At 69.4% G+C, this 24,303-nt stretch carries 21 protein-coding genes and 2 pseudogenes; 12 read left to right on the forward strand and 11 right to left on the reverse strand.

Annotation, left to right across the window (positions count from 1 at the left end; genetic code table 11):
• Positions 1-399 (reverse strand): annotated as a pseudogene (locus ACKOQ4_RS13670) (hypothetical protein); the annotation flags it as partial.
• 62 nt (positions 400-461) lie between these two features.
• On the opposite strand from ACKOQ4_RS13670, the gene ACKOQ4_RS13675 reads away from it, so the two are divergent.
• Entirely contained in the window at positions 462-1,088 is a 627-nt protein-coding gene (locus tag ACKOQ4_RS13675; protein ID WP_526292710.1) for a hypothetical protein, read from the forward strand.
• Between the two features lie 419 nt (positions 1,089-1,507).
• Here ACKOQ4_RS13675 and ACKOQ4_RS13680 read toward each other — a convergent pair whose 3' ends face one another.
• On the reverse strand, positions 1,508-2,197 hold the full coding sequence (locus ACKOQ4_RS13680; protein WP_526292712.1) for a hypothetical protein: 690 nt from the start codon (positions 2,195-2,197) through the stop codon (positions 1,508-1,510).
• A gap of 64 nt (positions 2,198-2,261) precedes the next feature.
• Between ACKOQ4_RS13680 and ACKOQ4_RS13685 the strand changes: the two genes are divergently transcribed.
• A complete protein-coding gene (locus ACKOQ4_RS13685) occupies positions 2,262-3,785 on the forward strand; it encodes a carboxylesterase/lipase family protein (protein ID WP_526292714.1) in 1,524 nt (507 codons plus the stop codon).
• Between the two features lie 16 nt (positions 3,786-3,801).
• Positions 3,802-5,784 (forward strand): DUF7064 domain-containing protein, encoded by a 1,983-nt coding sequence (locus ACKOQ4_RS13690; protein ID WP_526292716.1) that lies wholly within the window; start codon positions 3,802-3,804, stop codon positions 5,782-5,784.
• Between the two features lie 18 nt (positions 5,785-5,802).
• Here ACKOQ4_RS13690 and ACKOQ4_RS13695 read toward each other — a convergent pair whose 3' ends face one another.
• Together ACKOQ4_RS13695 and mspA are read right to left on the reverse strand one after the other, a co-directional pair.
• Complete coding sequence (locus tag ACKOQ4_RS13695; RefSeq protein ID WP_526292718.1) at positions 5,803-6,468, reverse strand: RDD family protein; 666 nt, start codon at positions 6,466-6,468, stop codon at positions 5,803-5,805.
• A gap of 58 nt (positions 6,469-6,526) precedes the next feature.
• The gene (gene mspA / locus ACKOQ4_RS13700) at positions 6,527-7,165 is read right to left on the reverse strand and encodes a porin MspA (protein WP_526292748.1); all 639 of its coding nucleotides are present in this window, start codon (positions 7,163-7,165) and stop codon (positions 6,527-6,529) included.
• A 109-nt stretch (positions 7,166-7,274) separates the two neighbouring features.
• Here mspA and ACKOQ4_RS13705 point away from each other — a divergent pair, with 109 nt between their 5' ends.
• Entirely contained in the window at positions 7,275-7,976 is a 702-nt protein-coding gene (locus ACKOQ4_RS13705; RefSeq protein WP_526292720.1) for an MBL fold metallo-hydrolase, read from the forward strand.
• A 3-nt stretch (positions 7,977-7,979) separates the two neighbouring features.
• Here ACKOQ4_RS13705 and ACKOQ4_RS13710 read toward each other — a convergent pair whose 3' ends face one another.
• On the reverse strand, positions 7,980-10,886 hold the full coding sequence (locus tag ACKOQ4_RS13710) for an aminotransferase (protein WP_526292722.1): 2,907 nt from the start codon (positions 10,884-10,886) through the stop codon (positions 7,980-7,982).
• Positions 10,887-10,951: 65 nt separating this feature from the next.
• Between ACKOQ4_RS13710 and ACKOQ4_RS13715 the strand changes: the two genes are divergently transcribed.
• Complete coding sequence (locus tag ACKOQ4_RS13715; RefSeq protein WP_526292724.1) at positions 10,952-11,509, forward strand: nicotinamidase; 558 nt, start codon at positions 10,952-10,954, stop codon at positions 11,507-11,509.
• A gap of 7 nt (positions 11,510-11,516) precedes the next feature.
• Here ACKOQ4_RS13715 and ACKOQ4_RS13720 read toward each other — a convergent pair whose 3' ends face one another.
• The 6 genes from ACKOQ4_RS13720 to ACKOQ4_RS13745 all read right to left on the reverse strand — a co-directional run bounded on the left by ACKOQ4_RS13720 (position 11,517) and on the right by ACKOQ4_RS13745 (position 17,394).
• Positions 11,517-12,173 carry a VTT domain-containing protein gene (locus ACKOQ4_RS13720; protein WP_526292726.1) on the reverse strand — a complete coding sequence of 219 codons (657 nt, stop codon included), beginning with the start codon at positions 12,171-12,173 and terminating at the stop codon, positions 11,517-11,519.
• Between the two features lie 2 nt (positions 12,174-12,175).
• Entirely contained in the window at positions 12,176-13,015 is an 840-nt protein-coding gene (locus tag ACKOQ4_RS13725; RefSeq protein ID WP_526292728.1) for an ABC transporter permease, read from the reverse strand.
• Complete coding sequence (locus tag ACKOQ4_RS13730; RefSeq protein ID WP_526292730.1) at positions 13,015-13,890, reverse strand: ABC transporter permease; 876 nt, start codon at positions 13,888-13,890, stop codon at positions 13,015-13,017. The genes ACKOQ4_RS13725 and ACKOQ4_RS13730 overlap by 1 nt, the downstream gene beginning before the upstream one ends.
• A gap of 20 nt (positions 13,891-13,910) precedes the next feature.
• Positions 13,911-15,095, reverse strand: coding sequence for a polyamine ABC transporter substrate-binding protein (locus ACKOQ4_RS13735; protein WP_526292732.1), 1,185 nt, complete (start codon positions 15,093-15,095; stop codon positions 13,911-13,913).
• A 77-nt stretch (positions 15,096-15,172) separates the two neighbouring features.
• The gene (locus ACKOQ4_RS13740) at positions 15,173-16,288 is read right to left on the reverse strand and encodes an ABC transporter ATP-binding protein (RefSeq protein ID WP_526292734.1); all 1,116 of its coding nucleotides are present in this window, start codon (positions 16,286-16,288) and stop codon (positions 15,173-15,175) included.
• A gap of 278 nt (positions 16,289-16,566) precedes the next feature.
• Positions 16,567-17,394, reverse strand: coding sequence for an SDR family NAD(P)-dependent oxidoreductase (locus tag ACKOQ4_RS13745; protein WP_526292736.1), 828 nt, complete (start codon positions 17,392-17,394; stop codon positions 16,567-16,569).
• A gap of 200 nt (positions 17,395-17,594) precedes the next feature.
• On the opposite strand from ACKOQ4_RS13745, the gene ACKOQ4_RS13750 reads away from it, so the two are divergent.
• The 7 genes and pseudogenes from ACKOQ4_RS13750 to ACKOQ4_RS13780 form a co-directional block, all read left to right on the forward strand.
• Positions 17,595-18,401 (forward strand): MlaE family ABC transporter permease, encoded by an 807-nt coding sequence (locus tag ACKOQ4_RS13750; RefSeq protein WP_526292738.1) that lies wholly within the window; start codon positions 17,595-17,597, stop codon positions 18,399-18,401.
• Between the two features lie 4 nt (positions 18,402-18,405).
• Entirely contained in the window at positions 18,406-19,263 is an 858-nt protein-coding gene (locus ACKOQ4_RS13755; protein ID WP_526292740.1) for an MlaE family ABC transporter permease, read from the forward strand.
• The gene (locus ACKOQ4_RS13760; RefSeq protein WP_526292742.1) at positions 19,263-20,465 is read left to right on the forward strand and encodes an MCE family protein; all 1,203 of its coding nucleotides are present in this window, start codon (positions 19,263-19,265) and stop codon (positions 20,463-20,465) included. The genes ACKOQ4_RS13755 and ACKOQ4_RS13760 overlap by 1 nt, the downstream gene beginning before the upstream one ends.
• Complete coding sequence (locus ACKOQ4_RS13765; RefSeq protein WP_526292744.1) at positions 20,462-21,487, forward strand: MCE family protein; 1,026 nt, start codon at positions 20,462-20,464, stop codon at positions 21,485-21,487. Before ACKOQ4_RS13760 ends, ACKOQ4_RS13765 begins: the two co-directional genes overlap by 4 nt.
• The gene (locus tag ACKOQ4_RS13770; protein ID WP_526292750.1) at positions 21,487-22,584 is read left to right on the forward strand and encodes an MCE family protein; all 1,098 of its coding nucleotides are present in this window, start codon (positions 21,487-21,489) and stop codon (positions 22,582-22,584) included. The genes ACKOQ4_RS13765 and ACKOQ4_RS13770 overlap by 1 nt, the downstream gene beginning before the upstream one ends.
• The gene (locus ACKOQ4_RS13775) at positions 22,581-24,086 is read left to right on the forward strand and encodes an MCE family protein (RefSeq protein ID WP_526292746.1); all 1,506 of its coding nucleotides are present in this window, start codon (positions 22,581-22,583) and stop codon (positions 24,084-24,086) included. The genes ACKOQ4_RS13770 and ACKOQ4_RS13775 overlap by 4 nt, the downstream gene beginning before the upstream one ends.
• Positions 24,083-24,303 (forward strand): annotated as a pseudogene (locus ACKOQ4_RS13780) (MCE family protein); the annotation flags it as partial. The gene ACKOQ4_RS13775 and the pseudogene ACKOQ4_RS13780, both read left to right, overlap by 4 nt.

A 24,303-nucleotide genomic window follows, 5' to 3' on the forward strand; every position in this document is an offset into this window, starting at 1 on the left:
GCCCAGACCGCCGGCGCCGCCGTTGCCGCCGGCCCCACCCGCGCCGGTGCCGTTGTTGCCGCCGGTGATCGCAGCCACCGCGCCGGCTGGTGCGGCGCCGTCGATGAAGGCCGCCCCGGCTGCCGCGGCCTCCGGTGCAGCGGTGGCCGCCGGTGGCGCGGTGTCGGGATTGGGTAAGGGACTGCTGGGGTGGCTGCAGACCGGTGCCACCGGGGATGCGCCGGCGGCGGCGCCGTTGATGTGGACCGCGCTGGCGTTCACCCGCCGGGAGTTGGGTGGCCGATCCGCGGCCGGCACCCCGGCGTCGTCGACCACCACGTCGGGCCCGGGTGGTTTCACACCCCCGAAGGCCTCGGCGACGGGCCGGTTGACGGCCACCAGGTTGTTCGGCAACGGCACCGCGGAGAACCCGGATGCGGGTCTGCTCGGCGGTAGCGGCTACACCTACACCCAGTACGAGGGTGCCTGCACCAGCCGGCGCCGTGGCCGCGATCACCGGCGGCAACGGCGCGGAGGCATCGACCGGCCCGGATACCGCCGGGGCGGCAGCAGTCGCTGCGGCCGGGCGGGCCGGGGTCCGCGACGCCGACGGCGCGACAGCGCCCGCCGGCGCAGCCGCGCCAGCACCGGGCGGGGCCAGCGCCGCGCCACTGTTCCCCGCCGCGTCGGCGTGGCGGCGACGATTGGGCGCCCCGACCGGCCTCGGACCACCAGTCCTGGCACCGGAGGGCGCGACACCGGCCGGCGGCGTGACCGGTACAGCATCCGCGGCCGGGACAACAGAGTCCCGGCCCCCAGAGTCCCGGCCCCCAGACTCCGTGCCCCCAGACTCCGGCCGCACCGAGTCCGGCCGCACCGAGTCCGGTCGCACCGAGTCCGGGGAGGAGGTACGGGCCCGCGGACCCCGCACCCGCCCATTCGGCCGCGACGACGAAGACGACGACGAGGACGACGACGAAGGCGCCGAGTCCGAAGTCGACCCGGTCGACCCGCCCGATCCGGTGGTGTCGGCGAACGCCAACGGCACCGACGCCACCCCCGAGCCAACCCCCAGCACCACCGCCAGCACACCCACCCGGCCCACATAGCGGGCGTAGGCCGTCGTGCCGGACTCCTCGGCCGTGACTGCCCGCCGGGTGTATTCGATGCCCCGGACTCGACCCTTCGAGGAGCGACGATGACGGCCGTTGTTGGAATCAGAGGACATCGCTTCTCCCGGAATGAAATTGCGGGCCCATCCGCGCGTGGGCGAAGTATCCAACGCCGCCGCGGATAGTCGGAGCGAATCCGACAACCGGTCAGACAATAACCGGACTTGGCCGCCTGATTTGTCGCTGCGCGATATCTGCGGGCACGACAGTTGTCGTCAGGGACAAAGATGGCCGCGGCCCGCAATTGGCGAATCCGCATCGACGGGTCGGGTTGGGCCGGAGTGCCACCCCCCGGGTCGGCCGGATCAGGCAGGGAAACCGGGATTCAGCAAATTTGTGAGCTTGCCCCGGGATTCTCAGCAGGAGAACTGGATTCCGATGCCCGCCGGCGGAGTCTGGCGGGTGCAGCCGAGGGCGTCGACGCCGTCGTCGCTGTAGCGCACCGCGGTCTTCCGGGTGTAGTTCGCGCACACCAGCACGGTGGTGTCGGCACGGCAGCGGAAGTCGCCGAAGGCCAGCGAACCGCCCAGCGGCAGCGGCGCCCCCTGGCCGGCGCTGAACCGGCCCGGGTCGCCGTGCGCCGAGCCCACCTGCACGCTCGCCCCGTCGAAGTCCACCCAGCCGCCCTTCCACACGCCGTAGACGTCCGGGGGCTGGGCCGGCGGGGCGACCAGATCCACCAGGCAGGCCAGCGCCGGTGAGCCGTGCCGGGTATCGGTCATGCAGCTGATGCCCGACGGTGTGGTGAAGGCGACGTCGCCGTCCAGGGGCGTGCTGGTGCCGTTGCGCAGCGCAACCCCGAAATCCTGACCGTCGACCGGGGGAGCGGCCTCGACCCAGCCGATCGCCTCGGCAGCGGTGGCGCCCGGCCCGGGGGGGCCCACCGGGGTGGATGACGAGGTCGCGCCGGGCTTGGCGGTAGACGTCGCCGTCGCGTTGTGCGAGGGGGTGATCGGAGTCAGCTGGGTGGGACCCGGCCGTCCCGTCGGCTGTTGAGAGCACCCCGCCACCAGCACCGACGCGGCGAATAACACGGCCATCCGCATCCGGCCAGGTTAGCCGCCGGGGCCGGGCGGACGCGGCAGGCGCGTCGGGGCTACCGTCGGTGCTATGCAGGAGCGCACGGTCCGGGTGACCACCGCCAGCGGGGCGGTCGAGGGGTTCACCCGGAAAGGGGTCAACCGGTGGCGTTCGATTCCCTACGCCACCCCGCCGGTCGGTCCGCTGCGCTTCCGGGCGCCGCAGCCGGTGCAGCCGTGGACCGGGGTACGGCCGTGCCACCGCTACGCCAACTGCGCCCCCCAGCACCGGGTCTACACCATGACCGGGGTCGGGAAGTACCAGCCGATGAGCGAGGACTGTCTGACGCTCAACGTCGTCACGCCCCACTGGTCGGGAACGGCACCCGACGGCGAGGCGCTGCCGGTGATGTTCTTCATCCACGGCGGCGGTTACATCCTGGGCAGCTCGGCCACTCCGCTGTATGACGGCGCAGCGCTGGCCCGCCGCGGCTGTGTCTACGTGTCGGTGAACTACCGGCTGGGAGCGCTGGGATGTGTGGATCTGTCGTCGCTGTCCACCGCCGAGGTGCCCATCCAGAGCAATCTGTTCCTGCGCGATCTCGTCTTGGCGCTGCGCTGGGTGAAGGAGAACATCGGCGCCTTCGGCGGGGACCCGGACAACGTGACGATCTTCGGGGAGAGCGCGGGCGCGCATGCGGTGGCGACACTGCTCGCCGTTCCTGCCGCGGAAGGCCTTTTTCATCAGGCGATTTCGCAGAGTCCGGCCTCCGGCATGGTCAGCTCGCGGGAGATGGCCGAGAAAATCGCCGACGGGTTCATAGAACGTCTCGGCGTGGACCGCACCCACGCCGCCGAGGCGCTGATGCGGGCGGCCCCGGCCGATCTGGTGCGCACCACCCATTACGTGATGACCCACAGCCTGGACGACGTGGTCGGCGCATCGGCGGTCGGCCCGACCCAGGGCGACGATTTCCTGCCGCTGGAGCCGTTCGAGGCGATGAGACAGGGCCTGGCGCACAAGGTTCCGCTGATCGTCGGTACCAACGCCGACGAGGGCAGGCTGTTCACCCGCTTCCTGAAACTGTTGCCCACCAGCGAGCGTTCGATCGAGCGGATACTGGCGCACACCCCGACCGAAGTCCGCGAGCGGATCCTGGCCGCCTACCCGCAATACCCGGATCCCAAGGCCTGCGTCGAATTCGGCGGCGACATGATCTTCGGCACCGCGGCCTGGCAGATCGCCGAGGCGCACACGAAGGTCGCGCCCACCTTCGTCTATCGCTACGACTTCGCGCCGCGCACCCTGCACTGGGCCGGGCTGGGCGCCACCCACGCCACCGAACTGCTGGCGGTGTTCGGCATCTACCGCTCCCGGGTGGGGGCGGTGCTGACCGCCGGCGTGGACCAGCGCGCCGCGGTCCGGGTCAGCCATCAGGTCCAGACCCGCTGGCATGAGTTCAGCCGCACCGGGGTACCCGGGGACTGGCCGGCCTACGACCGGGAGGAACGCCCGGTGCTGGTGTTCGACCGGCACACCCATGTCGAATACGACCCGCACCAGCACCGCCGCCAGGCCTGGGCGGGCTTCAGCCTGGCTCGGGACGCCGGCTGACCTCTACCGTGATGCAGTGACCGCCACCGCCCCTATCGAGCGTCCCGACGACCTCACCGCCGCCTGGCTGACCGACGCTCTCGGCGCCGGCCGGGTGGGCGGGTTCGACGTCGAGCGCATCGGCACCGGGCAGATGAGCGAGTGCTACCGGGTGGCGCTGACCTACGCCCAGGGCCAGGGCCCGGCGTCGGTGGTGCTCAAAGTCGCCGCCGCCGACCCGGTGAGCCGGCAGACCGGTCACGCGCTGGGACTCTACGAACGCGAGGTGCGCTTCTACGCCGACCTGGCGCCCCGGCTGGGCGGGCCGGTCGCGCGGTGCTACCACGCCTCCTACCAGCCCGAGACCGGTATGTTCACCCTGCTGCTCGACGACGCATCCCCAGCAGAAGTCGGTGACGAAATCCGCGGTGCGGCAATACAGGACGCGAAGCTGGCGTTAACCGCGTTGGGTCGGCTGCATGCCCCGCTGATGGGTGGCCAGGCCCCGGCCGGAGCCCAGTGGCTGGTCCGCGATACCCCGATGAATCAGGCGATGATCACCGGGCTGTTCGCGGGATTCGCCGATCGCTACAGCGACGCGATCCGCCCGGAGCAGCACCTGGTCTGCCGGCGCCTGGTGGACAGCTTCGACGCACACCTGGAAGCCGAGGCCGATCCGGACCGGGTCATGGGCCTGGTGCACGGCGACTACCGACTGGACAACATGCTGTTCGGCCGCCCCGGTTCGGTGCGCGACCTGACGGTAGTGGACTGGCAGACCGTCACATGGGGTCCGGCGCTGACCGACGTCGCCTACTTCCTGGGTTGCGCGCTGACGGCGCGGGACCGCCGCGAGCACTACGGCGAACTGCTGGCCTCCTACCACGACGGTCTGGGTCCGAACCCGCCGATCACCCTCGATCAGGTCCGCGACGGCGTGCGCCGGCAGAGTTTCTTCGGGGTGATGATGGCGATCGTCTCCTCGATGCTCGTGGAACGGACCGATCGGGGTGACGCGATGTTTCTGACCATGCTCGACCGGCACAGCAGTCACGTACTGGACACCGGCGCACTCGATGTCCTGCCGCCACCGATGGGAACCCAAGCGCTGCAACCGGATCCGGCCGACGAGGCGGCGCACACGCCCGGCGACGAGCCGCTGTGGAGTGAAAGCTGGTACTGGGATTTCGCCGACCCCGGACAGGGGATCGGGGGATGGATCCGGCTGGGTCTGATGCCCAACCAGAACGTCGCCTGGATCAACGCACTGGTGTGCGGACCCGATATCGCCACCGTCGCGTGCGTGGACTTCCGGGCCCCCCTTCCCGACGACCCCAACGACGTCCGCGGCGACGGCATCGTGATGTCCCATACGGCGAGGGTTCCGCTGCGGAGCTACCGGGTGACGGTGAGCGGGGCGGCGCGGTCCTTCGACGACCCGGCCGGCCTGCTCCACGAGGCGCCCGGCGAACCGGCCCAACTGTCCATCGACCTGACCTGGGAAACCAGCGGCACCCCGTACGCCTACCGGATCGCCACCCGCTACGAAATCCCCTGCGCGGTAACGGGAACGGTGAGCATCGACGGCATCACCTACACCCTCGAGGCGGTGCCCGGACAGCGTGACCACTCCCACGGGGTGCGCGACTGGTGGAGCATGGACTGGGTCTGGAGCGCGCTGCATCTCGAGGACGGCACCCACCTGCACGGGGTGGATCTGCGCCTGCCCGGCATGCCACCGGTCAGCGTCGGCTACATCCAGCCGCGGGGGGAACCGGTCGTGGAAACCACGACGGTGACCGCCGAGGCGGCACTGGCCGGCGACGGGCTGCCGCTGGCGACGACACTGACGATGCAGCCGGGGCCGCTCACCGCCACGGTAGAGGTTCGCGGCCACGCGCCGGTGCGACTGGTCGCACCGGACGGGCGGGTCAGCTTCTTCCCGCGCGCCTGGGCGGCGGTGCGCACCGCCGACGGACGGCACGGGGTGGGCTGGCTGGAGTGGAACACCAACCAGTAGCGCGCACCGGCAGGGAACTCAGCCCTTGACGACCTGCGTGCCGCCGGCCAACTCGTCGTGCTTGCCCTGCTTGGTCGGGCTGTTGCTGATGGTCACGGCGATGACGATCATCGCGACCACACCCAGCAGACCGCCGATGTAGGGCAGGATCGGCAGCAGTGTGAAGGCGTTGCGGATGGCCGACTGCTTGAAGTCCGGCCTGGGCGCGCCGCCGGGACCGCGTACGTTGAGCTTGAGCAGCATCTTGCCGACCGTGCGGCCCTGGGTCACCTCCATCGCCACGAAGTAGGCGAACATCAGGAACCCGGTGAAGAACCCGGTCACCATGATGCTGCTGCCGGAGTTGAACAGCGCGGCCAGCAGACCCGAGACCGCTCCGACCAGCAGGCCGTCGATGACTCGGGCCAGCCACCGCTCCCCGAGTCCGCCCGGGTGGCCGTAGGTGGCCGGCGGCACCGACGGGTAGTAGCCGCCGGTAGCGGCGTAGGGGTTCGGAGGCGGCTGGAAGCCGCCGGCCACGGGCGGATAGCCCGGCGGCGGCGGAGGCGCGTAGCCCGCCGGCGGCGGCGGATAGCCGCCCGGTGCGGGATAGCCCGACAGCGACGGGTCCGGGTAGGGATTGGCCGGCGGCGGATAGCCGGACGGCGGTCCGTAGGCGTTGGGATCCTGGTCACCCGTGGTCATCGCACACTCCTCTGAGTCGGTGCGTTCAAATCTACCGGTCGGCCAGAAGTCCGATCCGTCAGTTCATGTTCCAGGGTTCGCCGTAGGTGGTGACGCTGTCACCTGTCTTGGAGATCAGCCGGGCGAACGGGCGCAGCAGCACCCCGCCGGCCGCGCCGGTGACCGTGCCGTGCGCGTTGGCCACCCCCACCGAACCCTCCGGGCCGGCGACGTCGACGGAGAAGGTGGCGACCTCCTGGATGCCCGGGCCGTTACCCAGATCCGAAGTTATCGAGCCGCCCGGGAACAGGTTGGGGGTGATCACCGAGCCCAGCGGGTCGAAGCCCAGCGGGGAGATGCTCACGCCGTCGAGAAGGATGTTGGGGGTGGTGTAGCTGAAGTTGATGCCCACGCCCAGTGACCAGGGGAAGCCCACCTGGTACCCCAATTCCAGGGTGCCCTCGAACTTGTCCGCTTCCGGGCCGACCACGGAGTATTTGGCGCGCCCGGAGTGGAACCACTCCCGGGTCAGCCGGTTGTGGTCCAGCGGGTAGACCCCGTCGAGGTAGGTGTCCCACTGCTGGATGGTCAGGGTGCGGCCGTCGCCGGCTACGAGGACCTGCTGATTGTCCAGACCGGCCCGTGCGGTGCCGGGGGTGGCGAATAGAGCCACCAGCACTGCCGCCGATGCCGCCAGCACCGGCCGGATCCTGCTCAGCAAACTCGCCACCTTTGTTAATCAACCACGGAAGCGCCAATGTTACAGGCGGTCCGGGCGGCGTGCGCACTCGTGTGTTCCGATCGTGACCGGGCTAACGTCTCACCTCGTGCGATACCACTGGGAGCACCTGGCCTCCGGTGTGTGGCGGTGCCGGCTTGCGTTCCTGGATGTGACGGTCGGACTGGTCAGCGGCCCGGGCGGGGCCCTGCTGGTCGACTGCGGAACCACCCTGACCGAGGCGGCAAACATCGGTTCCGACGTGCGCGGGCTGACCGGGGCTGAGGTGACGCACCTGGTCATGACGCATCACCACTTCGACCACATTCTCGGCTCCGGTGGCTTCCCGGAAGCCCGAAGCTACGCCGCCCCGGCGGTTGGAGACGCTCTGACCGGACGGGTCGCGGCCGTCGCCGAACACGCCCGCCACTATGGCGCCGACCCCGCGGAACTGGCCCGGGCCGTGCGCGCCGCCCGCCGGCCCGCCAACCTCGTCGAACGGGCCACCATCGACCTCGGCGGCCGGATCGTCGCCGTCGAACATCCCGGCCGCGGGCACACCGACCACGACCTCGTCGTGGTGGTGCCGCCGGCCGGTCCGCCGGATCGCACAGTGGTGTTCTGCGGCGACCTCGTCGAGGAATCCGCCGATCCGGCCGTCGACGACGGCTCGGACCTGGCGGCGTGGCCGACCACCCTGGACCGGCTCCTGGCGCTGGGCGGTGACGACGCGATCTATGTTCCCGGGCACGGGGCGGTGGTGGACGCGGCCTTCGTGCGCGCCCAGCGGGACTGGCTGGCGAGGCGCTGACGGCTACCAGCCGGTGCTGAGCACCTGCTCGAGCATGTCCACGAAGTAGTCCGCCGACTCCAGGGTGATGCACATCGGCGGCTTCATCTTCAGCACGTTCTGCCGGTCGCCGGTGGGCTGCACGATCACGCCGAGTTCGCGCATCCGCTCGCAGATCGCCGCGGTCTCGGCGACCGCCGGCTCCAGTGTGGTCCGGTCGCGGACCAGTTCCACGCCCATGTACAAGCCGCTGCCGTGCACGGTGCCGATCAGCGGGTGGCGTTCGGCCAGCGCGCCGATCCGGGCCTTGAGGTGGTCGCCGACCGTCATGGCGTTCTCCTGCAGACGATCCCGCTCGATGACGTCCAGGACCGTCAGCCCGACCACGCACGACACCGGGCTGCCGCCGGCCGACGAGAAGAAATACCCCTGGGTCCGGTAGGCGTCGGCGATCGCCTTGGTGGTGATGACGGCGCCCAGCGGCTGGCCGTTGCCCATCGCCTTGGCCACACAGACGATGTCGGGCACGACGTCCTGCTGCTCGAAGGCCCAGAACCAGCGGCCGGTGCGGCCGTAGCCCACCTGCACCTCGTCGGCGATCGCCAGTCCGCCGGCCGCGCGCACCGCGGCGTAGACGGCTTTGAGGTAGCCGTCGGGCAGGGCCATGCCGCCGGCGTTGCCGTAGAACGGCTCGCAGATGAACGCCGCCGGCGGATGTCCCCGTGCGACAAGCTCTTCGATGATCGACACCGCCTCCGGCGCGTACCGGGCCGCGTCGACGCCGCGGTGCTCGCCGCGGTAGGCGTTGGGGGAGGGCACGGTGTGCACCCACGGTGGCCGGGTGGACAGCGCGTTGGGGTTGTCGGCGATCGAGGTCGAGATGGCGTCCGTGGCGTAGGTCCAGCCGTGGTAGGCCTCGGCCACCGCGACGATGTCGTGCCGGCCGGTGGCGGCCATCGCCAGGCGCAGCGCCAGGTCGTCGGCCTCCGAGCCGGAGTTGACCAGGAACACGGTGTCCAACGGGTCGGGCAGGGTGGCTGCCAGCCGCTCGGACAGCGTCACCACCGCGCCGTAGTTGAACCGGGAGTTGGTGTTGAGCCGCCGCCACTGCCGGGCCACCGCATCGGCCAGTTCGGGATGGCCGTGGCCGAGCACCGCGACGTTGTTGACCATGTCCAGATAGCTGCGGCCGTCGGTGGCGAGCAGGTGCTCCCGCCAGCCCCGCTCGATGCGCGGCGGGTGCTCGTAATAGTGCTCCTGGACCAGGGCGAAGGATTTCGAGCGCCGCTGCCGCAGCACGGCGCTGTCCTGGGCCTGGCCCGGGGTGTGGGGCAGGCCCAGCAGTACCGCGGGGTCGCTCATCCGGTGCAGCCAGCCGGCGGCGTACTCCGGGCGCACGAACCGCGGGGTGCCCCCGGGGCCGAACCGGGCGCCGCCGGGCCGGTGCACTTCGATCCACACCGGGCCCTCCACGGTGGCCAGCGGCGCGCCTGCGGCGACCTCGCCGTCCGGCGAGCCGCCGGTCGCGCCCCGCACCACCAGGGTCCCGGCAGGTCCGGTCAGTGTGATCGCGTCGGCGCCGCCTCCGATCGCCCCCGACCACGGAGCGCTGAGGGTCACCGGCGCCGCCGGCCACAACTCGATCCCGGTGGCCACCGTCGCCGGTGAGACCGGGCTCAGTGTCGCCGACCGGGTCAGCCGGGCCTGACCGAACACCGTGACCGCCGCGCCTGCGCCGCCGGCGAGTGCGTCGTGAGCCAGCCGCCCCTCGCAGTCCGGATCCAGCCATGCGCCGGCGTCCATCGCGTCGGACTCGGTGGACAGGTCCAGGCAGACGATCTCGCGCGGGTCGAGTCCGTCGATCAGCGGTGCCGTGGCGGCGACCGGCCGGTCCGGGTGCGCAGCCCCGAGCGCGTGGCGGATCTGGGCTGTCATCACTTCGAGAGGAATCTCTGTGGCGCGCTGGAAGATCAGCCATTCCGGACCGGTTCGGGCACTGGCGTACTCGTTGGCCGCATCCAGTGACGCCTGGTGCACTCCGCTGACGACGATCACCGCGGCGCGCAGAACCACCAGCGGCCAGAGCGCCCCGATCTCCGCCGGGCTCAGCGGCCGCACCGCGTGGAACGCCTCGATCGCCGGGATCGCCGAGGCCGCTTCGCCGCCCACATGGTGCAGGACTCCCGACACCGTCACCGCGAGTTCGCCGACGGCCCAGGACCGCATCAGGTCGCCGAAGTCGATGACGCCGTCGGGCCGGCCTCCGGCCCCGCTGACGACGTTGTCGTCGGTGATGTCGCCGTGGATCACCTGTACCGGCAGATCGCCCGCGAGCCCGTCTATCACCCGCCAGGCCTCCGCGGCGGCGGCAACCACGGCATCCCGGCGGGGCCGCTCGGTGAGGTGGGCGGCCAGAAGTTCCACGGTGCGCATGCCGTGGCGGAGATCCCACTGCAGCACCCGGTCCACGCCGGGGTGCTCGAAACCGCCGAGCGCCCGGCAGGTCCGGCCGGCGAGGTCGCCGAGGGCGGCCACCCTGCGCGGGCTGAGATAGCCGTCGCCGTTAAGCGTGCCGCCCGGCAGATAGTCGATGATGCGTGCGAACAGGGTTCTCTCCGAGCCGATTTCGACGATGGCCCCGTCGCGTGCCCGGTTTGTCGCGGTGCGGATGCCCTCGGCGGCGGCGATGAAGGCCGCGGCGGCGTCCTGGGCCTCGAGCTCGATCCGGCTGAATGCGGGGTTGGCGATCTTCAACACGCCGATCGGCTCACCGGAGAGATGCCGGAGCAGGAAGTTCGCATCCTGGTTGCTGCCGAGTTCGGTGGCCGAGGCGCGCAACCCGAAATGCTCGGCGGCGATCGCCTCGGCCTGCTCGGCGGTGACGGCCGGGACCGGCAACTCGGCGGCTTCGAAGAAGTCGAACAGTGTCATCAGTTCCCTCGTGAATCGGCGTTCCCACTGTACTGGCGGGTGTACTGGCGGGTTACCGTGATCTCATGCGCGCACTGGTGATCGTCGACGTGCAGAACGACTTCTGCGAGGGCGGGTCGCTGGCGGTGGACGGCGGGGACGCGGTGGCGCGGGCCATCAGCGCTCTGCTGGCCGGCCGGCACGGGTACGACCACGTGGTCGCCACCAAGGACTTCCACGTCGATCCCGGCAGTCACTTCGCCGACCAACCCGACTACGTCGACAACTGGCCACGGCACTGCGTGGCGGGCACCGACGGCGCCGAGTTCCACCCGGACCTGGACACCGCGCCGATCGAGGCGGTCTTCTACAAGGGCGCCGACACCGCCGCCTACAGCGGTTTCGAGGGCAGCGCCGACGGCGTCGGCCTGGCCGAATGGTTGCGCGCCCGCGGCGTCGACGCGATCGACATCGCCGGTATCGCCACCGACTACTGTGTGCGTGCCACCGCCGAGGACGGCGTGCGCGAGGGGTTCACGACGCGGGTCCTGGTGGACCTGACCGCCGGCGTCGCGCCCGGGTCGACCGATGCGGCCCTGGCCGGAATGCACAGCGCGGGAGTGGAACTCGTGCAGGCGGGCTGACCCCCGCTCAGTGTGCCCGCCGCAGCGACTCCCAGTCGTGCTCGGTTTCAAGCTGGGCTATCAGCGCGCCGGTTCGCTCCTTGAGCAGACGCGTCATCGCGAAACCGGCGATGACGGCCAGCACCAGCGCGACCCAGGAGAACCGGGACAGCCAGCGTTCGGCGGCCAGGCCGGCGAAGTAGACCACCGCCGTGGTGCCCCCGGCCCAGCACACCGCCCCGGTGGCGTTGGCCGCGAGGAAATATCGGTAGCGCATCCGCAGCGCACCGGCCAGCGGGCCGGCCAGGATACGCAGCAGCGCGATGAACCGCCCGAAGAACACCGCCCCGACCCCCCAGCGCGCGAAGAGTTGCTTGGCCAGCGCGACATGGCCGGGTCCGAAATGCTTGGGGAAGCGCCGGCCCAGGCGTTCGAAGAGTCCCATGCCGAAGCGCCGCCCGACGCTGTAGCCGATCGAGTCGCCGATGATCGCCCCGGTGATGGCCGCCACCCCCACCCACAGCGGGCTGATGTCGAGGGTCTCCCGGGTGGACAGCAGAGCGGCACTGACCAGGGCGATCTCGCCGGGCAGAGGGATACCGAGGCTTTCCAGGCCGATGACGACGCCGACGGTCAGGTAGACCGCGACCGGGGGAATCGATTCCAGGAACGGCTCGATACTCATACTCAGACGACGGCCCGCTTGCGCCGGTAGAGCGTACCGACCGCCAGCAGGACCAGGCTGATCAGCAGGATGGCGGTGGCCAGCACGTTGATCTGCGGAGGCACCGCCGCCTTGGTGGCCGCGTTGACGTAGAGCGGGTAGGTGACGGTCGATCCGCTGACGAAAAACGTGATGATGAAGTCGTCCAGCGACAGCGCGAAGGACAGCATCGCCGCGGCGACGATGCCCGGGACGATCAGTGGCAGTGTCACCTTGAAGAAGGTCCGGGTGGGGCTGGCGCCGAGGTCGAGGGAGGCGTCCTCGAGTGTCCAGTCGAACCCCCGGATGCGGGCCCGGACCGTCATCGCGATGAAGCTGATCTCGAAGGCGACGTGCGCGATGATGATGGTCACGAACCCGGTGGCCCAGCCGAGGCTGAGGAACAGCGTAAGCAGCGACGCGCCCATCACGACCTCCGGTGAGGTCAGGGGCAGAACCATGAAGGTATCCACCGCCTTGCGGCCCCGAAATCGTTGGCGCACAAGCGCGACGGCGACCAGGGTGCCCAGCACCAGGGCGATCGCCGTCGACAGCGCGGCAACCTCGAGACTGAGCCGCAGCGCCTTGGCCAGCGCCGGATACTTGAAGGGGTGTGCCCAGTTCTCCAGCGTGAAGCCCTGCCAGGTGTAGTTGAACTTGCCGGCCGGCTTGTTGAAGGAGAACACGACGATCACCAGGATCGGCAGGAACAGAAAGATCAGGGTGAGCGTCGCCGCCAACCGCAGGGCGAGGTCGCCGAGCCGGAAGGAGCCCCGGAAACTGCGGCCCGGCCGGGCCAGCCCGGTGACGGCCTGGGTGGCCATCAGACCAGATCCTCGGTGCCCAGTGCCCGGGTGTAGAGCAGTACGCCGGCCAGGATCAGCGACATCAGCACGAAGCTCATGGCCGCGGCGACCGGGTAGTCCTTGACCACCAGGAACTGCTTCTGGATGACGTTGCCGATCAGGGGGGTCCGGGTGCTGCCCAGGTCGTCCGCGTAGATGAAGTCGCCGACCGATGGGATGAACACCAGCAGGCTGCCGGCCAGCACACCCGGCATCGCCAGCGGCAGAATGACTTTCCCGAACATCCGGCGGTTGGTGGCGTAGAGGTCGCGGGAGGCCTCGAGCAGGCGCGGGTCGATCTTCTCCAGTGCCACATACAGCGGGAGGATCATGAAGATGATCCAGTTGTAGGTCAGTCCGCCGATCACCGCCGCGCTGGTCGACAACAGCCGTCCCTCGCTGGGCAGCAACCCCACCGAACCCAGCGCCGAGACCACCCAGCCTTCGTCGGCCAGGATGGTCTTCCAGGCGATGGTGCGGATCAGGAACGTCACGAAGAACGGCAGGATCACCAGTCCCAGGAGCAGGTTCTTGAACCGGCCGGCCTTGAAGGCGATCACGTAGGCCAGCGGGAAGGCCAGCAGCAGGCACAGCAGCGTGGCGCACAGCGCATAGCCGAAGGACCGCAGGATCTGGTCCCGGTACTCGCTGAGCGCCCGGCCGTAATTGGCCCACTGCCAGGCGAAGGTGAGCTTGGGCAGGTAGATCGAGCCGCCCATCGTCGACAGCGAGGTGCGGAACAGCGACACGAACGGCACCACGTAGAACACCGCGAGATAGGCGAGCGCGGGCAGGATCATCAGGTAGGGCGCGATCCTGCTGCGCTGGCGGGTACTGCTGGCTACTCCGGCCATCAGGGAAGCGACGCCCGCCGTCAGCCGCCGGTGACGGCGGCGTAGGCCTTGTTGAACTCCTGGGTCTGCTCGTCGGTCAGCGGCGCCCAGGACTTCAGCTTGGCCAGGACATCCTGGGGCGGGTTGATCAGCGGATTCTTCGCCAGATCAGGGCCGATCTTGTTCAGTTCGTCGGTCATGTCGCTGAGCACCGGCACGTAGCGGGTCGCTGCGATCAGCTTGGCGTAGTTGACCCGGTCATAGACGTAGTTGATCCACGTCTCGGCGGCCTTCTGGTTCTGGGTGGTGTAGGGGATCACCATGGTGTCGACGAAGGTGCTCGAGCCGGACTCCGGCACCACGAACTTCAGATCGGGGTTGTCCTTCTGCAGTTGCACCACATCGCCCGAATACGCCTGGGCCACAATGATGTTCCCCGCCGCCAGATCGTCGGCGTAGTCGTTGCCGGTGAATCGGCGGATCTGGCCCTTGTCCTTCTGCTCCTTGATCGCGTCGACCGCCTTCTGGACGGTCTCCAGCGTGGGGTCATCCGGGGAGTGGCCCTGGGCGAGCATGAACATCCCCAGCCCGTCCTGGGTGTCGGAGAGCAGGCTCACCTTGCCCTTGAACGCCGGATCCCACATGTCCTCGACCTTGGTGATCTCCCGCCCGGTGGCGGCCCGGTTGTAGGCGATGCCCACCATGCCCGACATGTAGGGCGCGCTGAACTTGCGGCCGTTGTCGGCCTTGGCGCTGAGCAGGTCGGGCCGCAGGTTCCGCTTGTTCGTCCAGCGCGCGTCACTGATCGGGTTGAGCCACCCCAGGCCCTCCAGTCGGGCGGCCATGAACTGTGACGGCACCACCAGGTCGCAACCGATGTCCTGCCTGCGGCTCAGCGGCTCCTTGTTCTTGGCGAACCACTCCTCGTTGTCGTTGAAGTCCTCTTTGTAGTCCACCGTCAGACCGCTGGCCGTCTGGAAGGCCGCCACGAAGCCGTCGGCCATGTACAGCGGCCAGTTGGAGATCCGCAGCTTGCCCGACGCCGGGCTGCCGTCGTCGGCGGGCGCGCTCGGGGCATCGGAGGCGCCGGTCGACTTCTTGTCCGATCCGCACGCCGCCAGGAACGACGGTCCCAGCACCAGTGCGGCGGCCGCGGCGGCGCCACCGCCGATGAAGCGCCGCCGGGAGGCGATTTGGGCCAGGATGCGGGGGTCTATCTCTGCCATGATGTTGCCTTTCTTCGGGTCCGTGGGGCTCAGGGATATCGGAGGGAGGGGTATCGGAGGGAGGGGTATCGGAGGGATCAGTGTTCGGCGACGTCGTTGAGCAACTCCTCGAGGTGCTCGGTGCTGGGGATGTCGGCGGCCGGCAGCACCAGCGAGGCGTCCGGGGACCAGCTGACGAACACCTCATCGCCGGGCCGCAGCATCGGCAGGTCCTGCTCGGGACCGACGTGGGCGACGACAGGGGAGCCGTCGGCGGCGGTCAGCGACAGTCGCAGCACCGGTCCCTGGAAGACGAGGTCGACGACCCTGGCCGGGACCGACGCGGTCTGCGCGTCGGCGGGCCGCCCCATCGAGACCCGGATCCGCTCGGGCCGCACCATCAGGGTCGCCCGGCCGCCGGCCTCGATGGCGGTCTCGCCGGGCCGGGCCCGCAGAGTGGTGCCGAGCACGTCGACCTCGACGTAATCGCGGTTGGAGCGGCCGGTCTGCCGGCCGCTCCAGAGGTTGGCCTGCCCGATGAAGCCTGCGACGAAGACGCTCGCCGGCCGGTCGTAGATCTCGGTGGGCGTGCCGATCTGTTCCACCTTGCCCGCGTTCATCACCGCGATGCGGTCACTCATCGTCAGGGCTTCCTCCTGGTCGTGGGTGACGTAGACGAAGGTGATACCGACCTCGCGCTGGATGCGCTTGAGCTCGAACTGCATGACGTGGCGCAGCTTGAGATCCAGCGCACCCAGCGGCTCGTCGAGCAGTAGCGCGCTGGGGTAGTTGACCAGGGCCCGGGCCAGCGCCACCCGCTGCTGCTGGCCGCCGGAGAGCTGGGCGGGCTTGCGGAGCGCGAAGTCGGTCAGCCGGACCACCTCGAGCATCTCGTCGACACCCTTTTTGATCTCCGCCTTGTCCCGCTTGCGGCTGCGCGGGCCGTAGGCGACGTTGTCCCAAACCGTCATATGCGGGAAGAGCGCGTAGTGCTGGAAGACGGTGTTGACGTTGCGCTTGTGCGGTGGCACCCGGGAGACGTCGACGCCCTCGAGCCGGATGGCCCCGGAGGTCGGGCTCTCGAACCCGGCGATCATCCGCAGAGTCGTCGTCTTGCCGCACCCCGACGGCCCGAGCATCGAGAAGAACTCCCCGGCGCCGATCGAGAAGTCGGCGTCCTCGACGGCGACGTAGTCGTCGAACCGCTTGGTCACGCGGTCGATCTCGACGACCGGGGCGCCGCCGTTCCGCGAAGAGCGGCCGGCCCCGGTGATCTGTGGTGCAGCGGTGACGCCGGTCTCGGTCAGGCCGTCCTCCTGGTGGCGTTGGCGAATGGGTCAACCTTGGCTGATTTCGGCATCATCCGCAACAGATTGCGCAACAGACTGCGCAACGGAGTCGGCAACGGATTCCGCACAAAGGGACACCTGATTCGGTGGAAATCCTTGCGCACACGCGGGCGGGCCGACCCTTTCCGCGGAGCTGCCGAAGCCTACATGTGCGCGCCGCCGTCGATGCGCACCTCGGTGCCGGTGACGAAGAACGCCTCCGGGCTGCCGAGCATCGCCACCACCGCGGCGACTGCGGTGGGGTCGGCGAAGATCGCACCGCCGGGAAGGGGCAGGCCGGGGGCCACCCGCTGGAACAACCGGAAGTCGGCGTCGGCCGGCAGGCCGGGGCCGACGCTCTGCCTGGACTCCCCGGTCCCGTCGGTCATTCCCGAGGAGATCGACCCCGGCTGCACGCAGTTGAACCGGATACCGGCCTTGGCGTACTCGGCGGCCAGTGCGTGGGTCATCGCCAGGATGCCGCCCTTGGAGGCGGCGTAGGCCGACATGTACGGGTGGGCGAACGTCGCCGAGGTGGAACTGAAGTTCACCACCGCCGGGGCGGTGCCGGTCCGAAGCGCGGGCAGCGCCGCCCGGGTGACCAGGAAGGTACCCACCAGGTTGACCCGCAACACCTGCTCGAAATCGGCCAGGGTGGTCTCCTCGAAGTGCGCCGACCGCAGGATTCCGGCGACGTTGACCAGGGTGTCCAGGCCGCCGAGAGCGCTCAGGGCGCACTGCACCCCGGCCGTCACCGAACCCTCGTCTCCGACGTCCATCACCACGGTGCTCAGCCGGTCCGCCGCAGGTCCGGCCGCTTTGGACTCGGTGTCGCGCAGCCCTGCGGCACTGACGTCGGCGGCCACCACCCGGCCGCCCTCGTCGAGGATCCGCAGCACGCAGGCCTGCCCGATTCCCGATCCGCCGCCGGTGATCAGAACCCGGCGACCGGCATATCTGCCCGCCGCTGCGGCCGTCACCCGTCCCGTCACCGGCCTCACCGGACCCTCACCGGACCTTCACCGGACCTTCACCGGACCCTCACCGGACCCTCACAGGACCCATTGTGGTGTGCGGGCCCCAACCGGGCACGACACTTACGGAGATTCAACTCACTCCCGGGGAATTGATCGCCTACATTCGGAACGGTCGTCGGCACCGGTCGGCGCGGTTTCAGCAGGCGAAAGAGCGGATGGCGGACAAGGCGGATCGCTGGTCTCCGGGCATCGCGTTGGGCAAAGGCATTTCCAGCCCCATGGAGGCCGTCGGCGGCCTTTTCGCGATGTCCACCGATGCCGTGCGCTTCCTGTTCCAGCGTCCCTTCCAGCTGCGCGAGTTCCTCGAGCAGGCCTGGTTCGTCGCCCGGGTCTCGCTGGCCCCCACCCTGCTGGTCGCGATCCCCTTCACCGTGCTGGTCAGCTTCACCCTCAACATCCTGCTGCGCGAACTCGGCGCGGCCGACCTGTCCGGGGCCGGCGCCGCATTCGGCGCGGTAACCCAGGTGGGCCCGCTGGTCACTGTGCTGATCGTCGCCGGTGCGGGGGCTACCGCCATGTGCGCCGATCTCGGGTCGCGCACGATCCGCGAGGAGATCGACGCCATGGAGGTGCTGGGCATCAACCCGGTGCAGCGGCTGGTCACCCCGCGGATGCTGGCCTCGGGTCTGGTTGCGCTGCTGCTCAATTCGCTGGTGGTCATCATCGGGATCCTCGGCGGTTACGTGTTCTCGGTGTTCGTCCAGGACGTCAACCCGGGTGCGTTCGCCGCCGGCATCACCCTGCTGACCGGTGTGCCGGAGGTGATCATCTCCTGTGTGAAGGCCGCGCTGTTCGGTCTGATCGCGGGGCTGGTCGCCTGCTACCGGGGCCTGATGATCTCCGGCGGCGGCGCCAAGGCGGTGGGCAACGCCGTCAACGAGACCGTCGTCTACGCCTTCATGGCCCTGTTCGTCGTCAACGTGGTCGTCACGGCCATCGGCATCCGGTTGACGACGGGCTGAGGGGATGGGCAACCTGGCGGTGCTGAGCCGCACCTACCCACGACTCTTCCGCGAGCTGCGCAGGCCGATGGGCTTCTTCGCCCGGATCGGCGACCACACCCTGTTTTACGCCAAGGCGATCGGCGGCATGCCGCACGCGGCCGTGCACTACCGCAAGGAGGTGGTGCGGCTGATCGCCGAGATCTCCATGGGCGCAGGCACGCTGGCGATGATCGGCGGCACGGTGGCCATCGTCGGGTTCCTCACCCTGGCCGCGGGCGGCACCCTGGCCGTTCAGGGCTACTCGTCGCTGGGCAATATCGGGATCGAGGCCCTGACCGGCTTCCTGGCGGCCTTCATCAACGTACGGATCTCCGCTCCGGTGGTCGCCGGCATCGGACTGGCCGCGACCTTCGGCGCCGGCGTCACCGCCCAACTGGGAGCGATGCGGATCAACGAGGAGATCGACGCACTGGAGTCGATGGGGATCCGCCCGGTGGAATACCTGGTGTCGACCAGACTGGTGGCCGGGATGGCCGCGATCACGCCCCTGTACTCGATCGCGGTGATCCTGTCATTCCTTGCCAGCCAGTTCGTGACGGTGGCGCTGTTCGGCCAGTCCGCAGGGCTCTACAACCACTACTTCACCACCTTCCTCAACCCGCTGGACCTGCTGTGGTCGTTCCTGCAGGCGGTGCTGATGGCCATCACCATCCTGCTGATCCACACCTACTTCGGTTACTTCGCCTCCGGTGGGCCCTCCGGGGTCGGGGTCGCGGTGGGCAACGCCGTTCGCACCTCCCTGATCGTGGTCGTCTCGGTGACTCTGCTTGTCTCCCTGGCGATCTACGGTTCCAACGGCAACTTCAACCTCTCCGGCTGATGGCTGCCAAACCGGCTCCCGCCTACGCCCGGCCGCTGGCCGGTGTGCTGACCGTGTTGGCCCTGGCGCTGGTTGTCGTGGTGGCGGTGGGCCTGTTCCGGGACAGTTTCACCAAGAGCGTTCCGGTGACCGTGCTGGCCGACCGGGCCGGGCTGGTGATGAATCCCAATGCCAAGGTCAAGATGAACGGCGCCCCGGTGGGCAAGGTGTCCTCGATCGAGGCGCTGCCGGGCGGCGGTGCGGCGCTGCACCTGGCCATCGACCCGGACTCCGTCGAGGCCATCCCGGCCAACGTCGGCGCCGAGATCACCTCATCGACGGTCTTCGGCTCGAAATTCGTCGAACTGGTGCCGCCGGCCGATCCGTCGCCGGAGGCGCTGCGCGCCGGCACCACCATCCAGGGCGGGGACAAGGTCACCGTCGAACTCAACACCGTCTTCGAGAAACTGGTCTCGGTGCTCGCCGAGGTCGAGCCGGCCAAGCTCAACCAGACCCTGGGTGCCATATCCAAGTCACTCAATGGCCGCGGGCAGAAGTTCGGTCAGACCCTGGTGGACCTCGACAGCGCACTGGCCAAACTGAACCCCGCGCTGGACAACCTCAACCACGTGCTGGAGATCTCCCCGACGGTGTTCAACTCGCTGGCCGACGCCTCCCCGGACCTGCTGGCGGTCCTCGACAACACCGCCCGCATCAGCGACACGGTGGTCGACCAGCGCGACAGCCTGGACGCCCTGCTGCTCAGCGCCATCGGCGTGGCCGACATCGGCACCGACGTGCTCTCCGAGAACCGCGGTCCGCTGGCCGACGTGGTGCACCTGCTGGTGCCGACCACCGACCTGACCAACCAGTACAACCCGGCCCTGACCTGTGGTGTGGCCGGGCTGCTGCCGCTGGCCAAGGGCCCCGGGCTGGCGATGCCGGGAGCCACTCTGCTGCAGGGGTTCTTCCTGGGCCGGGAGCGCTACCGCTATCCGGGCAACCTGCCCAAGGTGGCGGCCAAGGGCGGGCCGCAGTGCACCGACCTGCCCAACGTCGGTTACGAGCAGCGACCGCCCTATGTGGTCACCGACATCGGCGCCAACCAGGCCCAGTACGGCAACCAGGGCATCCTGCTGAACTCCGACGGACTCAAGCAGGCACTGTTCGGGCCGCTGGACGGCCCGCCGCGCAACACGATGCAGATCGGCATGCCCGGATGAGGAGTCTGCGCGGAACCGGAATCAAGGTCGGCGTCTTCATGGTGGTGATGCTGATGGTCACCTTCGCGCTGTTCGCGATCTTCGGGCAGTACCGGGGTGGCCCGGAGAACACCTACACGGCGGTGTTCGACGACGTCTCCAGCCTGAAGTCCGGGGACTCGGTGCGGGTCGCGGGTGTGCGGGTGGGAACGGTCAGGAACGTCACGCTGCAACCGGACAACACCGTGACCGTCGGATTCGGGGCCGACAGCGACATCGCGCTGACCTCCGGCACCAAGGCGGCGGTGCGCTACCTCAATCTCGTCGGCGACCGCTACCTGGAACTGCTGGACACCCCCGGGTCCACCAGGATCCAGCCGCCGGGGTCGGTCATCCCGGCCGATCGGACCCAGGCCGCCCTGGACCTGGATCTTCTGCTCGGTGGCCTCAAACCCGTTGTGCAGGGGCTCAATCCGCAGGCGGTCAATGCCCTGACCAGTTCGCTGATCCAGATCCTGCAGGGCCAGGAAACCAACGTCGAGTCGCTGTTCGCGAGGACCTCGGCGTTCTCCAGCGCTCTGGCGGACAACAGCCAGACCGTTCAGCAGCTGATCGACAACCTCAACACGGTGCTGGCGACCATCGACAAGGACGGCGGCAAGTTCTCCGCGACGGTGGACAAACTCGAGCAGCTTGCCACCGGACTGGCCGCCGACCGGGACCCGATCGGGTCCGCGATCACGGCGCTGGACAGCGGCACCGCGTCGCTGACCGACCTGCTCACCGAGGCCCGCCCGCCACTGGCCGGCACCGTCGACCAACTGGCCCGGCTGGCCCCGCTGCTCGACGATGACAAGGCGACCCTCGACATCGCGCTGCAGAAGGCGCCCGGTAACTTCCGCAAGCTGGTGCGGCTGGGCTCCTACGGCAGCTGGATCAACCAGTACTTGTGCGGAATGTCGGTGCGCGTCACCGACCTTCAGGGCCGCACCGCGTACTTCCCCTGGATCATGCAACACACCGGAAGGTGCTCGGAGCCGTGATCAGCAGATACCGCGGTTCCCGGCTGATCCGCTCCGGCTTGATCGGAGTGGTGCTGATCCTGTTGATCATCACCGTCGGACTGCAACCGCAGCGGCTGCTGAACCTGGCGACCTCGGTGCGTCACCAGGCACTGTTCACCGAGGCCGGCGGACTGTCGCCGGGCAACGACGTCAAGGTCTCCGGCGTAAAGGTCGGCTCGGTCTCCAAAGTCGCCCTGCAGCAGGGCAAAGCGCTGGTGACCTTCACGGTCAACGGCAAGGTCCGGCTCGGTTCGGACACCACCGCCACCATCCGCACCGGGACTCTGCTGGGCCAGCGGGAGCTCACGCTGGAGTCCAACGGCGAGGGCATGCTGCGGCAGTCCGACGTCATTCCGGTCTCGCGCACCGGGTCCCCGTACTCGCTGACCGACGCCCTCGGCGAGTTCGCCGGCAACACCAGGGACACCGACACCAGGGCGCTCAACCAGTCGCTGGACACCCTGTCGGCCACCATCGACAAGCTGGCCCCCCAACTGGGCCCGACCTTCGACGGCATCAGCCGAATCTCCAAGGCGCTCAACGAACGCAACGGTTCGCTGGCGGGCCTGCTCAAGACCGCCGCCGACGTGACCGGGATCCTGGCCGAGCGCAGCCAGCAGGTCAACACCCTGATCCTCAACGCCAACGATCTGCTCGGCGTGCTCGAGGACCGCCGGTATGCGATCGTCAACCTGCTGGCCAACACCTCGGCGCTGTCCCAGCAGCTGAGCGGCCTGGTGGCCGACAACGAGCAGGAACTGGCCCCGGCACTGGCCAGGCTGAACTCGGTGACCGAGATGCTCCAGCGCAACAACGACAACATCGCCAAGGCGATGGCAGGCCTGGCGAAGTTCCAGCTCACCCAGGCCGAAGCCGTCAACGGCGGTTTCTACTACAACGCGTTCGTGGCCAACCTGACCCCGGCCCAGACCCTGCAGCCGTTCTTCGACTACGCGCTGGGCTTCCGGCGCGGGGTTGACGCCGGACAGCCGCCCGACAACGCCGGCCCGCGGGCTGAATTCCCCTTCCCCTACAACGGGGTTCCGCAGCCCTACGAGCGCTGGGGGCAGCCGTGACCTGGCACCGGCGCTTCCCGGCGATCGCCGCCGTGCTCGCCCTGCTGCTAGCCGGGGGAGTGGGACTCGCGGTGCGCGACGCGGTGCGCAAGCCGACAATCATCACCGCGTTCTTCACCAGCGCCACCGCCATCTACCCCGGCGACGAGGTTCGGGTCGCCGGCGTGAAGGTCGGCAAGATCAAGGCGATCGAGCCTCAGGGCACCCGGGCGAAGATGACGCTGGCCGTCGACCGCGGCGTCCCGATCCCGGCCGAGGCCAGAGCGGTGCTGGTCGCGCAGAATCTGGTCGGCTCGCGCTTCGTCCAATTGGCACCGGCCTTCGGAGCCGACGGCAACACCTCCGGCCCGACGATGCCCGACGGCGCGGTCATCGACACCGACCGGACGGCTGTGCCGGTGGAGTGGGATGAGATCAAGACCCAATTGGCCCGTCTGTCGGGCGATCTCGGCCCGACCAGCACGGCGACCACCTCCTCGGTGGGCCGGTTCATCGACAGCGCCGCGGGCGCGCTGGACGGCAACGGGGACAAACTGCGTGAGACCATCAAACAGCTGACCGGCCTGAGCCGGATCCTCGCCGACGGCAGCGGCAACATCACCGAGGTCGTCACCAACCTGCAGACCTTCGTCACCGCACTGCGCGACAGCAACGCACAGATCGTGCAGTTCCAGGACCGGCTGGCTACCGTCTCCAGTGTGCTCGACGGCAGCCGCTCGGACCTCGACGCGGCGCTGACCAACCTCTCCAGTGCGCTGTCCGATGTGCGGCGGTTCGTGGCAGGCAGCCGCAACCAGGCCTCCGAACAGGTCCAGCGTCTGGGCGATGTGGTCAAAAACCTCAGCGACAACCAGCTGGCGCTGAAGAACCTGCTGCACGTGGCGCCCAACGCCATCGGCAACAGCTACAACATCTACAACCCTGACATCCAAAGCGCGCTCGGCGGTTTCGCGCTGGCCAACTTCTCCAACCCGCTTCAGGTGGTGTGCGCGGCGATCGGGGCGATCGAGAACGCCACGGCCTCGGAGACCGGCAAGCTGTGCTCGCAGTACCTCGGCCCGGCACTGCGGCTGATCAACTTCAACTACCTGCCGATGCCGACGAACGTCTACCTGGGCAAGTCGCCGAGTCCGTGGAACCTGATCTACTCCGAACCCAAACTCGCCCCCGGCGGCGACGGCACCGGCCCGACCGTGGAGATACCGCCGGAGATATCGGCCTACACCGGTCTCAACGGCGACGTCCCGCCTCCGCCGGGGTGGGGCGGGCCCCCGGGCCCGCCGCCGGGTGCGTACGCGCCCGCCGGGCTGCCCGCCGATCCGCAGCCCGCGCTGTATCCGGGCGCCCCGGTCCCGCCCGGGGTGCCGCACGGGCCGGCCCCGGGGCCGTCGAGCCTGCCGGACATGCTGATGCCCGCCGAGGTGCCGGCCGCGCCGCCCGTCGCACCGGTACCGGCACCGCCGCCGGTGCCGCTGCCGCAGGGAGTGGGGGCCCAGCCATGAGATCCCGGATTGCGGCGGTGGCCGCCGCGGCGTGCGTGGCCCTCAGCGCCGGCGGATGCGCGTTCGGCGGCTTGAACTCCCGTCCGCTGCCGGGTGCGGTCGGCCGCGGCCCCGGCGCCGCCGTCTACCACGTCGAACTCGCCAATGTCAGTACCCTGGAACCGAATTCGCCGGTTCTGCTCGGCGACGTGGTGGTCGGCAGCGTCAACAGCATGAC

Origin of the sequence: Mycobacterium sp., assembly GCF_046095365.1 — a bacterium.
Taxonomy (GTDB): domain Bacteria; phylum Actinomycetota; class Actinomycetes; order Mycobacteriales; family Mycobacteriaceae; genus Mycobacterium.